General features: G+C 38.3%; 11 protein-coding genes and 2 pseudogenes. 3 read left to right on the top strand and 10 right to left on the bottom strand.

What is annotated here, in order from left to right:
- The first annotated feature begins 74 nt into the window (after nucleotides 1–74).
- On the top strand, nucleotides 75–1,070 hold the full coding sequence (locus HUZ36_RS15595) for a bile acid:sodium symporter family protein (protein WP_368659802.1): 996 nt from the start codon (nucleotides 75–77) through the stop codon (nucleotides 1,068–1,070).
- On the opposite strand, the gene HUZ36_RS15590 is transcribed toward HUZ36_RS15595, so the two are convergent.
- The 4 genes from HUZ36_RS15590 to HUZ36_RS15575 form a co-directional block, all read right to left on the bottom strand.
- Nucleotides 1,065–1,499, bottom strand: coding sequence for a GNAT family N-acetyltransferase (locus tag HUZ36_RS15590; protein ID WP_176033333.1), 435 nt, complete (start codon nucleotides 1,497–1,499; stop codon nucleotides 1,065–1,067). The genes HUZ36_RS15595 and HUZ36_RS15590 overlap by 6 nt on opposite strands.
- Complete coding sequence (locus HUZ36_RS15585; protein WP_252095863.1) at nucleotides 1,496–2,527, bottom strand: S66 family peptidase; 1,032 nt, start codon at nucleotides 2,525–2,527, stop codon at nucleotides 1,496–1,498. Before HUZ36_RS15585 ends, HUZ36_RS15590 begins: the two co-directional genes overlap by 4 nt.
- A gap of 623 nt (nucleotides 2,528–3,150) precedes the next feature.
- Entirely contained in the window at nucleotides 3,151–3,729 is a 579-nt protein-coding gene (locus HUZ36_RS15580; RefSeq protein ID WP_176033332.1) for a pyridoxine/pyridoxamine 5'-phosphate oxidase, read from the bottom strand.
- Between the two features lie 93 nt (nucleotides 3,730–3,822).
- Nucleotides 3,823–4,479: a hypothetical protein gene (locus tag HUZ36_RS15575; protein ID WP_128731705.1), complete on the bottom strand. Its 657-nt coding sequence runs from the start codon at nucleotides 4,477–4,479 to the stop codon at nucleotides 3,823–3,825.
- Between the two features lie 1,116 nt (nucleotides 4,480–5,595).
- Here HUZ36_RS15575 and HUZ36_RS15570 point away from each other — a divergent pair.
- Nucleotides 5,596–6,486: pseudogene (locus HUZ36_RS15570) on the top strand (transposase).
- A 435-nt stretch (nucleotides 6,487–6,921) separates the two neighbouring features.
- Here the strand turns inward: HUZ36_RS15570 and HUZ36_RS15565 are convergent.
- From HUZ36_RS15565 to HUZ36_RS15545, 5 genes are all read right to left on the bottom strand, one after another.
- Nucleotides 6,922–7,326 (bottom strand): hypothetical protein, encoded by a 405-nt coding sequence (locus HUZ36_RS15565; protein WP_176033331.1) that lies wholly within the window; start codon nucleotides 7,324–7,326, stop codon nucleotides 6,922–6,924.
- A 570-nt stretch (nucleotides 7,327–7,896) separates the two neighbouring features.
- Nucleotides 7,897–9,021, bottom strand: coding sequence for a right-handed parallel beta-helix repeat-containing protein (locus HUZ36_RS15560; protein WP_176033330.1), 1,125 nt, complete (start codon nucleotides 9,019–9,021; stop codon nucleotides 7,897–7,899).
- 258 nt (nucleotides 9,022–9,279) lie between these two features.
- Nucleotides 9,280–9,744, bottom strand: coding sequence for a DUF4265 domain-containing protein (locus HUZ36_RS15555; protein WP_176033329.1), 465 nt, complete (start codon nucleotides 9,742–9,744; stop codon nucleotides 9,280–9,282).
- A gap of 581 nt (nucleotides 9,745–10,325) precedes the next feature.
- Nucleotides 10,326–10,796: a DUF2199 domain-containing protein gene (locus HUZ36_RS15550; protein WP_176033328.1), complete on the bottom strand. Its 471-nt coding sequence runs from the start codon at nucleotides 10,794–10,796 to the stop codon at nucleotides 10,326–10,328.
- A 90-nt stretch (nucleotides 10,797–10,886) separates the two neighbouring features.
- Complete coding sequence (locus HUZ36_RS15545; RefSeq protein WP_176033327.1) at nucleotides 10,887–11,270, bottom strand: hypothetical protein; 384 nt, start codon at nucleotides 11,268–11,270, stop codon at nucleotides 10,887–10,889.
- Nucleotides 11,271–11,769: 499 nt separating this feature from the next.
- Here HUZ36_RS15545 and HUZ36_RS15540 point away from each other — a divergent pair.
- Nucleotides 11,770–12,924, top strand: a pseudogene (locus HUZ36_RS15540) (IS110 family transposase).
- Nucleotides 12,925–13,337: 413 nt separating this feature from the next.
- On the opposite strand, the gene HUZ36_RS15535 reads toward HUZ36_RS15540, so the two are convergent.
- Nucleotides 13,338–13,649, bottom strand: coding sequence for a hypothetical protein (locus tag HUZ36_RS15535; protein WP_176033326.1), 312 nt, complete (start codon nucleotides 13,647–13,649; stop codon nucleotides 13,338–13,340).
- Between the last annotated feature and the right edge of the window lie 632 nt (nucleotides 13,650–14,281).

Here is a 14,281-nt window from a genome sequence, read left to right as displayed (position 1 = left end):
GGCTTGGATAAATAACTTACAAACTCTTCACGCCATAGGTATTTTTTAAAAAGTTCGTTAGTATCGGGGTATCAATACATGGTTACCCACTCAAATCAAAACATCATGAAAAAATCTTACAGTTATTTCCACTTTGGGCTATCGCAGCAGCAATGATTGCATACCTTTACCCTGCCTTCTTGATCCCATTTAAAAGTACAATTATTCCTCTACTTATGTTTATTATGCTCACTATGGGGTTGACCCTTACCGCAAAAGATTTTTTGCGTGTTCTCGATAACAAAAAAGCGATTATCGTGGCGGTCTGCCTACAATTTACAGTGATGCCGAGTGTTGCCTACTTTATTGCAACCACAATGAGCTTAGAAACCGACTTATTAATTGGTATGATTTTAGTGGGCACAGTTGCTGGCGGTACGGCAAGTAATGTTTTGTGTTATCTCGCCAAAGGAGATGTCGCGTTATCGATTTCTATGACAGCAACGAGTACGTTACTCGGCGTGCTTTTAACACCATTACTCACTACGGTAATGATAGGCCAAGTGGTTGATATTCAATTTTCTGATATGTTCATGAGCCTGCTAAAAATTGTGCTAGTTCCAGTGGCTGTTGGCGTTGCCTTCAATACTTTATTCGCAAAGCCATTGGCGCATTCTGTGATCAATACAACCCCAATTTTACCTTTACTGTCCATGCTCTCCATCATTTTTATTATTGCAGTGATTGTTTCTCTTAATCAACCTAAGCTTGAAAGCATCGGACTCGTTGTGCTGGTCGCTGTGAGCTTACACAATATCACAGGATTACTTTTGGGTTATTTCATTCCAAAAAGACTCGGTTTTGAAGAAAAAGTATGCCGTACAATGGCTTTTGAAGTGGGGATGCAAAACTCAGGGCTTGCCGTCGCACTTGCCATGAAATTCTTTACTCCTGCGGCGGCTGTGGCTGGTACCCTATTTTCAATTTGGCATAATATCAGTGGCTCAATATTAGCAGGAATATGGCGGCGAAGCGCCACCAGCTCATCTGATGACAACATAGCCGAGTATCAAATACTGGGCTTTTTATAATTGTTTATAGAAGTGAATTTTGCTATCTGATACGCCATTGATCTGTTCACATTTTACAACTTGGTAGTCACGACTTATTAGCATCAATAGCATGTTTTTAAAAAGGTTTCTCGACTTTACTCTGATGGCGCTATAGCCTTGTGCCTTACACCAAGCCTCTTGCATCACCAATAGCTGTTTCGCAATACCATTACCACGATATTCAGGAACAACCGCGCCTAACCAGCTATAAAACTCATTGTTTGGTAGTTCGTGACCTAACTTATACCCTACAGGCTTACCTTGGTCATACGCCACCAGCAATAAATGTTGTTTATCTCGCAGCTTATCTACGACTTCCTCACGCTTTCTTGGCGTTGCAAATTCAGGAATTTGGTTCTCTATCGCAAGGAGGTCATCTACCAAGCCAATTTTATATTCTAGGTTCATATTAATGTCTGTGTAATTGAAAAAGCGTCGTTACATATCACTTCAGCATATACGCCGTTAATAAGCGTTAAATTCGGTGCTTGATGGCCGATATCGACATCATATAGCACGGGGAAGTCACAATCAGCAAATACATATTGCAAGGCATCTACGTGCGTCCAGTCGCTATCTTTTGCTAGCGGCTCGGGGTTACGACCAATTAAGACCCCTGCAACTTTCGAAAACCAGCCCCGTAGTTTAATACTTTGTAGCGCACGATAGTAAGCAGCAGGCGGCATTTCGCCGTTTTCAAAGTATAAAATTATTGATTCGTTGGGATGTTCCTGTAAAAAAGTGTCCAAATCAAAATATTCAGTGCCTGCCAATAACATGTGAATATCTAAACAACCCCCTAATAATCTACCAGCAAACCGCTTGCTGCCTTCGCGGTTCGCTAAAGTACGCCACTGAGTCGTGGTAGACAAGTTAAATCCAGCATCGGGAAAGTCAACAAAATTGAGTGGCTCAGCCTCATGGTGAGTAGAGGGAAACTGTGTGAAGGAGTTATTAGGCGTGCACCTCAAATGGTCAAAAAGCCCTACCGTCAGCGGGTCTTGCTGGTGGCCATTTAACTGCATAAGGTTAGTCCCATGAACACTTGCCCAACCTAGTTTGCAAGTTACGGCACTAAGCAAAGTGCTGACGTCAGAGAAACCGATGATCCACTTTGGCCTAGCTTGTGCTAACTGCTCCCAATCAAGTTGGCTCAAAACATCCATCGCAATTGCCCCGCCCCATGGCGGCATAATCGCGTCTATTGTGTCATCGAGTAAGTATCCCATAAGTTCACTAACACGGGTTTTGGCATCAGCGCTTACATAGTTGTGGTTATCTCGCAGGCATTCACCAACCACGAGATCGAAACCTTGTTGCGTTAGATAACCCAAAGCATTGTCTAATCTCGCGTGCATAGAGGCAGGGACACCTGCAGAGAATGCCGTAATCGCAATTTTACTGCCCACTTTTAACGGTTTAGGATACTTCATCATGATTCCTTCTTTTACTCCATTGTACCCGATCTATTTCTATTTTAATCTGAACTCGTTATAAAGAAGTTAGTTAATCGCCTAACATACCTATGAGCAAAAGCATAATATCGCTCTAGTCTGAAGTTACTTCTTACTACAAGTCAAATTTGTGCATAAATAGCTAGCCTAGCCATGGTCAGCAAATAATAGTGAATGTCAGTGTTGATGCAAAAACTTTGTGGAGCTTCATTAATTGAGGTAACTGAGGAATAGTAAATTGCGAGTCATTCCTCCCTTCGTTCATTGACACTTGAATCGTCCGAAACCGTTTTTTCCACTTTGGTCAGTTCATTAGATGAAACATTCTACAAACCATCAACTTCCTTAGAATCCACCTGCTGACTCTATAGTACTTGGTTTGGCTGAAAATTTGCGTTTAAAAAGCAGTGAAAAACAAGTGTACGTAAAGAGGTTCCAGCGCCAGGAAATAGCCCACCCTTGCTTTTCATTATATACTTCAGCATGTTAACTACGTTCAATAGCTAACCCTGCCTTTAGCGGTGGGTTAGCTATTTTATGAAACGAAGTGAAACCAAGCCAACGGTTACCTGTTCGGCTTTGAGTCTTGGTTATACCTTTTGAATTTAAGGTTGCAATAGCATCTTGCTCCATTGCCCATCCGCATTTTTGTATAGCTCACGCAGATGTAAGCGGTTTTCTTTAAATGTCAAAAACTCAATTGATAAAGGCTTTATTATGTAACCACCCCAATTTTTTGGTTTTGGTACGATGTTACCTGCCATTTGTTCTTTTATATCATCAAATTTTGATATTAATTCTAATTCTGAAGATAGAGGTTTACTCTGGTTAAAACACATTGTGGTCAATTGAGCATCCCTTGAACGCGTTTGCCAATATTTAATTGCTTCTTCTTCAGATATTTGTTGCGCAACGCCAACGGCTCGTATTTGAATGCCAATATGATCCCACCATAAAGCTAAAGAAACTTTTGGATCCCTGCGAATATCGTTTCCTTTATTTGAATCAAGATATGTGCAAAATACCAAGCCACATTTACTTACCGATTTTAAATCGACAAAACGACTTTCAGGAAATCCGTCTTCATTTATTGTTGAAACGCAGACTGCACTTTTTTGCTTGAGCGGCGTATCCAAAAGCGCCTGCTCCCATAAGGTATTAAACTTATCTATTGGATCATCCATTTACAACATTCTCCCTTAGGTATAGCGCCTCACTAACCAGCGCAGCTTTTTGCGTCCGGCACCGAAAGCGCGAAGTTAATCGACTTATTATATCTATTCACTAAACTGGACTTGATAGTCAATAAAAAGAGTTACCTGCTTATCATCCTTTTGCCTTACGATCACAGGGTTCTCAAGGCCTGATATAGATACCTTATAGCCTGTTCCTAAGGCTTCCTTTGTTGTGTTAATCTCTAATTTTATTTTTTCAAGTAAAGATGCCCTATATTCACTAGGCGAGCTTATGGCCAGTGAAGTATTGCCCAGCCTTAAGCTAGTGTCTTCAGGCCTTTTGATACGATTTATGAAGGAGTATATATCTTGAGTGGCTGAGTAGACATCCTTTCCTTTGCGTAACTTAGAAAGTATATAAAAGCTAGAGCCTGCACTCCTACCATAGGATTTAGATATAGAGAAAGATGATTTTTCTTGAGGCGAAAGCGAAATAACACCTTGTTGAAAATCTATTCCTTCAGATTTTGATGCCGCTGAGCGTATAGAGTTCTGCAGGCTTTTAATAAGTTTTGCTCTCTCAGAAGGATACTTCGCATCGCTTGACAGGGTCACAGACATCGCTATGTATTCGGCTTCAATATCAATGGAGCCGTTTACTGGAACATCGCCTGTATCGTATGCGATTACAATAGCTGAAAAATCAGCATACGCATTGAATGCAAATAATGATAATACTAAAGTAGCTACTTTTAACATAGTAATTCCTTTTAAGGTGTAACGCCTAAATAACAAGCAAAAAATTTTGGCTAGAATAAGCGACGAAGGAACAAAAGCCAACTGTATTTCGTCCTTATTTAACAGCTTGTTACATGAACATTAAAATCATAATGGCTAAATTTGTGAAAATTTAAGATCTAAATTGATAATTCAACCGTATTGGATCATGAAAAAATGGTTGATAAGGTGAGCATATTATGAAGATGTTTACACTGAGATTATATGAGTGCTACACATATTTTTTTGATTCAAAGAAAAACCCTCTCAGGCATATTCCTGACCCTGTCAGTAGATTCTACATAATGACAATATTAGCGGGTATGTGGAGCTTTTCTTTTGCTATCTATTTTGGAAGTATAATATATTTTGGAATTAGCTTAGCAGCTCATGTAATACTGTTACTGATGTTTTTTTTCACCATGGCAGTGTTTTATGACGCTGAAAAAAATAAGTCTTCATGGCTGTTAAAACTTCGAAGAGGCAATAATTGAGTGTTAACTACCAGACGTTTAAAAATTTCGTTCAATTGGCTAGTAGAGCTTGGCTAAAGCTTGTGAGCCGGGTTTATTAGTTAATGCTTTGATGGTTTTTGACAGTATGGGTTGCACGTAAAAACTAAGATTTCTAGTGGTAAGACCAATACCTGATGTGACAACGTCATAGCAGAGTTGGGTAATCGAACGATGTCAATACCAAAGAAAGGCAGCCGATTCACAGTTCTGCAACCTTGATCCTAGGCGTTTTGGGTAGGCCTAAAAGTACATTGTCACCGAAGGCTGTGTTAAAAGAACGGTGCTCCTAAATCACTCAGGAGTTATGCTTCGCATCCAGCGTAAAAAAGCCTAACCGACAACGCTTACATTATTAATATCCGCTAACCGTGAAGACGTCCCCTTGTTACTAAACCACTTCATATCGTTTATAAAGGTCATCACAATAAGGCCACATTTTTTCCATATAGATACTCATATAGAGTTTCGAATGAGCGTGCGTCGTTATTCTTTAGGTTTAACCAAAACTCATGCTTTGGATAGCGTTTGTAAAACGCCTAGAACTTGGGAATCGCAAGAAACCAAAGACACCCACTGTTAATTTGTGCCTTTTTTAAAAGTCGTCTACGCTCTAACTCTGTACTCAAGGCGCCGTGATTGGGTTGAAGAAAAGCTCCTGATATTGTCTGCCGTCTTTTGTATCGACGTCTGTGCGTATGCGGTGATGAGCAATCACACTCACATTGTATTGCATGTTGATGATAAAAAGGCAAAGCGCTTATCTGACAAAGCCATTGTGATACGCTGGCACAAGCTGTTTAAAGGTAACTGGGTAACGTGGAAGTTTATTGAGGAGGAGCCTCTAAGCGAGTCAGAGCAGTTGATGTTCAGTGAATATATTGCCAAGTACAGACAAAGATTGACAGATATTAGTTGGTTTATGCGGATACTCAACGAGCATATTGCCCGCAGAGCAAATAAAGAGGATGAATGTACAGGCCGATTTTGGGAAGGCAGATTCAAATCTCAACCCTTGCTAGGCGAAGCTGCATTAGCTGCTTGTATGGCATAAGTCGACTTAACCCCCATTCGAGCCAAATTAGCCCCAACCCCTGAGACCTCTGATTTTACCAGTATCAAAAAGCGCATCGACCATGCTAGGCAGGGGAAACAACCAAACAGCCTATTGCGATTTGCGGGAAGCCCCCGGAAGCACATGCCAAAAGGGCTGCCTTTTGAACTCAAGTCTTACTTAGCATTAGTAGAGCTTACGGGTAAATGTATTCGCACCGATAAAAAAGGCGCTATCTTAGAGTCTCAACCAATTTTGTCTCGACTCAATATCGAACCTGATAATTGGATGAAACTCACAACCCAATTTTCTCGTATTTTCCATGGTGCTGTTGGTCGAGAGCAAGTACTCACCGCTTACTGTGAAACACTTAAAAAACGACGGCGCACAAATCTAGCCAATTGTGAACGCTTGTTGGTCTAACGAAATAAAACTTTTCGCGATAACCCCGCAAGCTGCGCGAAACGCAGTCTCCCCCATGCCGTGTGCGATACGCTGATTTTGGCGTCGAGAAATACGTAAACGCCAATAATTAGCTTATTTTAGGAGCATTTTTGATATGGGTGGCGAACACTTTTTTGCAATTCGAAGTCGAAACTGCCGTAACTATGGTGAATAGATAACAGTGGATGTCTGTATTGTTTTTGTAAATCAAACCGTAACACCTTTAATGTTGAGAAGCGTTAAAACATTAGCTTCAGCGGCATTTTTAGTAACTAATAGTAAATGCATTAAAAATGAACCAAGAACCATAGGTGCAGCCATATAGGCACATGAAGGTAATCAAATTCGAAATTTATAATTTAAATCTTAACTCAATGTAACTCCGAGTTATATAACTGCCTTGTTAGAAATAATTTACAGCAATGAAAAACCTTTAGGCGCTAAAGGTTTATTAAATTTGTATAAATTGACGTAAATAATAGCTGGCTTTTCTTGACCTTCGTATGTCAGTTGGTAGCGATCTAATAAACCACCGCCAAAAGGCATGGATTTATCTTCAAATGCACAGCAACTCCCAAGCCGTGTCACTTTAACTTTTTCACCGTTCGGACCTATTAGCCCTTCAAAATATTCTATGTGTGCACTCGCATTTTTAGTACCACGTAAAAAACTGCCCAATTCTATTGGCTTTTTCTCTGTGTAGCCGTATTCAGGATCATTTGACGTTAAGTTAAAGCTATCCGTCGAAATAGATTCTTTAGGTGTAGTGTTACATCCGAAAATTAATAAAGTGAAAAAGACCACTAAGACTTTCTTCATTGCAGATACTCCATTTTATTTCTAACGCCCCAATAAGGAGCTGATAATGCTTGGATAAACTTGTGTAGTGGAACTGAGCCAAGCGTTAGCAGTCCCATACTTAATTAACTTATTTAGTCTTACTTGCTACCTAAATACTTGGCGTGAGCTTTTTCATTATCATCAGTATTGATAAGTAAGTAGTCGTATCCAGGAGACCCCCTATCGGATGTTGCAACTGTGATTTCTGAAATAGGAAGCCATAGCATTGCATCAATTTGCTCTAAAGGCTCTATTTCTCAAATAGAGCCGCCTTCTAGAATTATTAATTTTCCACTATCAATATTTTCTTGTATCCAATGACCGCTGCTTCCTCCCACATACTCAGACTTAGTATTTTCTTTCGGTTTGGAGCTTTCAGTTAATGAAGTACCATTTTTAGCTCATGTTATTTGCCCATTATCAGTGATTACTAGGACATCTTTATTTTTGATATTGTCTAATATACCGCAAAATTTCCAGACTCTCCGTCAAATATGGAGCCTGTGTTGGAAAATGAATAAAACAGACGAGTTAACACCATATAACTTATTAAAGCTTTAGTTCAACATTATCCAAAGATTGTACATTTGTAGAGTGTTCAACATTCAATAGTGACACATCACCAGATGTATTATACGAATTCATCTTAACCACAGAATATATGAACTTTTTTTCATTCTCTAAAAAATTAATAATATGTCTATTAGATACGCCATATAAACTCATATCAACATCAACAAACTTATTAGCACTAATAATTACATTTGAAACATGCTTTCCAGAAATTAACTCCCCCGCAATATCTGAAACAATACGGATGCCTCCTCTTGATTTGAATGCTGTATTTTTTATAAAAGACAACCCATTCCAGTCTATTGCTTCATTAACATTACTGATCGAGTTTGGGAATACATTGAGAATAAATTTATTAACGTTTGAAAAGGAATTATCCTTGATAACAACGTTAGAATAATAATTAATCTCCATTGCAGAACCATGTATGAAATTAAATATATTACCTTCTACTAATGCATTAGATACACCTTTACGTGATGATAGTTTCAACCCTCCTTTCATTTCATAGAATAAGTTATTTTTAAAGATTATATCCCTCGTTCCTCCAAAATCCTTACTCCATGGATGTGTAGTTGTAACTTGAGTTACATTATAGAAAACATTACCTTCAGCACGAAAATTTTTAGAATTAATTTGCTCTCCAGAATAATGACTCCTGGATGAGGTTATACGTAATGCCGCATCACCAAAATTATAGAAATTACTATTTTCAACTGACGAACCCGACGTACCAGAGAATAACACACCCTGCTCTCCCCAGACAATATTGGTAGTGTTTTCATTAATATATTTAGCATCTGTCAAACCATAAAATGAAACACCATCAATTGATACATTATCTGAATCAATGACTGACAATATGTATTCACCATTAAATGAGTTACACTTTCTAATTTTAACCTCACCCACACCAATTATTTTAATGTCATTTTTATTCTTAATATACGCCGTAGAACAAACATCATAATCTCCAGGTTCTATCTCTATGGTAGACCCAGATTCCGCTCGCTCAATCATACTAAGAAAATCATTACCCCCAGAGTGAGCGCTCACAGAAAAAGAAATAAATATTACGAATAAAAATTTCATCCCAAGCATTTAAACACCTTATATATAACAACGTAAAAATAAAAACATACCATTTCAACGGCTTAAAAAACCTTTGAAAACACAATAAAAACTTATTAAACTCGACAAGCTTGAACAATTAAAAATTAGTAAAATGCAATACAAAAATATCTTAGATAAAAATATAACGCCTCGTTTATCCGGCGCAAAATTGTTGGCTAAAATTAGCGAAGAATGAGCGAAAGCCAACTGTTTTGCGTCCACTTTGAGCTACTTGTTAGCAATTATTTACTCCGAACCATCAAAGCCACCAGACCATTCACCAGCTAGTTCGTATTCGATAACACCTAAATCTTGTTGATGGTTTAAAACCTCAATGAATTCTTCATAATCACGAGTCGGCGTGACATTTAATGCATATAAATCATCATTCCATTTTTCAGAGCCTATACCTTCTCCCTTAAATTGTTTAAGTCTAGAAAAGTTACTATCCCCTGACTGCTCGTCTACAAAGAAAACTCTAATCGTGTGATGATTGCTAGATTCCACTTTTTCTATCACTTGTAAAACTCCCTCCTCATCTTCTTTGACAAGTACTACATCATCAAAGTTAACACCATAAGCAAAAATGGGTATATTTTTAAGCTGATATGTATTTTCGGAGATTTTATCTGCCCATAATGATTCACCACCATATCCAGAAGGATGGTCATCTAAAGGAAATCTAATTTTATGCGTAATGAGACTATTCATAATGATTGCTAACGCCTTAATAAACAGCGCAAAGTAGCAGGCTAAAATTAGCGACGAAGGAGCGCAAGCCTGCTACTTTGCGTCTTTGGTTAAAGCGTTTGTTAGCTATTTATATTTTATATCTCAATGAAGTGGATGCGTGTCAATCAGGGTGTCGCACTTTTCGCAACGGTGACCTTTTACAAAAATAATACGTGTTAAAATGTTATCAACAATTTCGGTATCTGATTCCAAGTATCCCTTACCATTACAGTTTTTTACGGTACATCTAACAGGGACAAACTTTAAAAAACAATATAGCCCGATAACGCTGACAAAGGCGGGTATCAGTATGTTGTATATAATGAACTCACCTAAACTATTTGTTGTAGAATATATACCTAAAAATCTTGGGCTCAGCCAGATACCTAAAACAATCAAAATTGATAATACTTTATGGATGCTTCTATGCATAAAATTTCCTTTGAACTAGAAAAATAGCTAACGCCTTAATAAACGGCTGAAAATAGCAGACTAAACTAAGCAAAGAATGAGCGCAAGCCTGCTGTTTTGCGTCCACTGTTTAATTAATTTGTTAACTTTCAATTACTGAAACTATGAACCTTTTCAATACTTACACCATTAACTTGCTCTTGGGTTAGCAAGTGCTCTTTATCGATAAAAGTAAACGTAGGTCTCTGAGTTTCGTTTCCTAGCTGAACTTGAACAGTTAGACTTAACGTATTTTCATAACTAGGTATTTTATTAGCAACCACTCCGAGAAATGAAGGTCTAGAGCTATTGTCATTCTCATAATTATCTACATACTCAAAAAAGTTTTGTTCTGAAACTTCCACCCAAACACCCCAGCCATAACTTTTTTCAGAATCTATAACTGGAATATAAGCAACGCCCCTAAGGAGATAGCGCTCATCAAGTCTGCATAAATCAGAATCTATTTGCGTGCGGTTATTCTTTTCAGCTTCAGGTAATGCCCAAGCTTCGTCTGGCATTTTGTAGCTTTTATCAAAAGAAATATCCCCTATATATTTACCACAACATCCACACTTCAATTTGTTCTCCTGAAAGCTAACGGGCTAATAAAGCTTGGCTATAATTGGTGAGGCACGAACCAAGCCAAGCTTTATTAGTTGATGCGTTTGTTAGCTGTTTTGGAAGCCATAACCAAATTTAACGAAGCCTTTTAAAATTAACAAAGCTAAGACCACATATAGTAAACCAGTTATAAAACCTATTGGTATAGTAACAATAAGCATTACAGGTAAGAATTCAAAAGCAGCACCAATACCACTATTAAAACCATAAGGGACAAAAACACCTATAAACAAAACCAATAAAAACACTAGCGGTGTTGCCACAATATAATTTGTAATGTTCCCTGTGGGCTTAAACCAAATATAAGTCGCATAAACAGCCCCAAATGGGACGTAATACCAAATCCAAATATCTTGAAAGTGACTTAGCCCAATCGGATAAAATATGATTGGTAGTAAGAAAACAATACTCAAATACAGTGCTTTATTCATAAAACAGCTAACGCCTTAATAAACGGCGAAAAATAGCAGGCTAAACTAAGCGAAGAATGAACGCAAGCCTGCTGTTTTACGTCCACGGTTTAATTAACTTGTTATATGCCAAATGTACAAAACAAACAAAGTAAAATAAAAAGTGGTAGCAAGAAAGATATAGGCCTTTGGACTATTGTGCCTGATAACTTTCGAATGCCACGTACTTTTGTTCGATTAATAAAATTGAAAACATGTTCGGCACAAAACAATACAAACACGCCACCAAAACTTAATGCATAAAGTGCCTTACCAGATAATAAAAACCAACTAAAACCAAATAAAAGTAGAAATCCGACAAACGGAATTAATTTCTTCTCAAGAAGTTTGCTGATGATAAATTCCCTTAGGCATATAGACATAATGACTCCCACACGGTGCTAGCCTCCGCATTTTCGTGGGTTAGCTTAAAGCCAGAGCCATAATTAGTTTGTCAAATAACTAAATAGCAGAGGCTAGCATGACTAAACATAACATACTTTTCATTGGCTTAGATACTCATAAAGAGTTCATTGAAGTTGCTTATATTGAAGACAACCGAGGCGCACAACCCATTCATTTCGGTCGTATTTCTTCAGCTAAAGTCACCATTAAAAAGCTTATCAGGCAATTTGAATCTAAATACCCTAACACTACGCTCCATTTCGTTTATAAAGCTGGTCCCTGTGGTTACTGGATTTACCGCTTAATTACTTCTCTTGGACATTGCTGTTACGTAGTTGCCCCATCGCTTGTTCCTAAAAAACCTGGCGAGCGTATAAAAACTGACAAACGTGATGCACTTAAACTGGCTAAATTACTTAAGTCTGAAGACTTAACCCCTATTTATGTACCTGAGCCGGAAGATGAAGCTATTCGTAATTTATCTCGTGCTCGAGAAGTTGCGATGAAAGATTTAAAAGATGCAAAGTACTAGCTAAAAGCACTGCTTCTTCGAAACAATATCAACTATGCAGGCACGGCAAACTGGTCTCTCAAACACTTACGTTGGCTCACAGAACTAGTATTGCCACATCCTGCACAACAAATCGTTTTACAAGAGTTTATTCAAACTATAAACGAGCGAACTGCACGATTGGAGCGACTTGACAATGAGCTCTCTCATCATGTTTATCAATGGCGTTACTACCCTGTAGTTAAATCAATCCAAGCTATGCGCGGCGTTCGCTTACTCGTGGCCGCTGGTATTGTCGCTGAGCTTGGTGATTTAACCCGCTTCGACCATCCGCGAAAACTCATGAGTTATCTTGGGCTCGTTCCGAGTGAACACTCGAGTGGTGGTAAAAGGCATATTGGCGCAATTACTAAATGTGGCAATGGTCGTGCAAGGCGCTTATTAGTCGAAGGTGCTCACAGTTACCGTCATGCAGCCAACATATCGACCGAGTTACAAAAACGACAAGAGGGTTTACCAAAGTAGATTGTTGATATCGCATGGAAAGCACAATTAAGGCTCTGTAAACGTTATAAAAAGCTCATAAATAAAGGCAAGCATTACAACCTCGTTGTCACCGCCATTGCCCGTGAAATGATCGCTTATATCTGGGCAATCGCAAAACAGATTGTACTCTCGCCGATAAATCCTAAGTTAAGATTATCAAGAGTACCAGCTTAAAATGAACGAATTAGAGTTAATGTATTGGGTCAAGCATCGGGTGTGGCACAACCACCGACGGCGTTAGGATGGCAATGCTGCTAACACAGCATTGAACCACGAACATAGACTGAAAACAGGTGCCACCGATAATCGGCATAGGTCGAGTTAAGTAAGGTCTGCTCTGCTCATGAAAATGAGTAACCAACGAATACCAGCAAGAAAACCGACGAAATTACTTGCTTCACCCTATACATTAACTCTCTCTAATTCGAGTTTAGAAATTATGGCTTAAAGTTAAGCAAGGATCAGTGTGTTTAACTTGACAGTGGAAGTCATACCAACGCCTTAATAAACGGCGAAAAATAGTAGGCTAAAATTAGCGACGAAGGAGCGCAAGCCTACTGTTTTACGCCCATTGTTTGATTAACTTGTTATGTTTCAGTCTCACTGATTTCTTTCTTAACCGAGTCAATATCAACGTGCTTTGCGACCACGGGCCACTGTTTTATGGTTAAATCAAGGTACATAGACAAGCCATATAGGATTCCAGAAAATGATGCTAATGCAGGTAAATACAAACCACGTAATTCTTGAAAATACAAAAGAAAACTAACAAAGAATCCAATCCATGCAACGACAGCTAAAAGCCGACTCTTTTTAATTAGTTTGGATTCATGCTCTTGGGGATGTTCAATTGCAAACTCAATAGACTTTAATGATTTCACTTTTCTAGAATTATCCACAAATTTTCCTTGAAACATAACGCTTGCCGTAAACGGCACAAAATAGCAGGCTAAAATTAGCGACGAAGGAGCGCAAGCCTGCTGTTTTGTGTCCTCTGTTTAATTAACTTGTTAGTATTCATTTGTTCAACTGGTTCAAAGATTTTGTAAAACAATGATGAAGTTGAGAGCTGATATTATTATTTTTATCTATGTAATCGCTGATCATGTCAAAGAAGTCTAATGTATCTTCTATATCGAATGGTCTTACATAAGTTTTGGTGATAGCCCTATGCTCAATTTCATTAAGCCACTTCACGCGATTCAGAATTTCATTCTGTGGCAGAGTCTTATCACAAATTGTAACCCTTATAGAAACTGTCAAAGAGTGAGCCAACCAACGGTAAAAGTCACACCTTTCTTGCTCATTTAAATTTTCTATTCTGGGAATATATTGGTGAAATTTAATGTCAATCTCCATTGAATACTAACGCCTTACTAATGGGCGCATAAATGCTTGGCTAAAATTAGCGACGAAGGAGCGAAAGCCAACTGTTTTGCGTCCACTTTGAGCTACTTGTTATAAGCCTTTACTTTGATCTTTATACTTAGTTTCTAGTAGAGAGATTCTGTTGTTAGTTTTTTTAACGGCA

It is taken from the genome of Pseudoalteromonas sp. McH1-7, from assembly GCF_013366255.1.
GTDB classification, from domain to species: domain Bacteria; phylum Pseudomonadota; class Gammaproteobacteria; order Enterobacterales; family Alteromonadaceae; genus Pseudoalteromonas; species Pseudoalteromonas peptidolytica.
The sequence above is the reverse complement of the archived record's forward strand: the minus strand, read 5'-3'. Positions and strand labels throughout refer to the sequence as shown.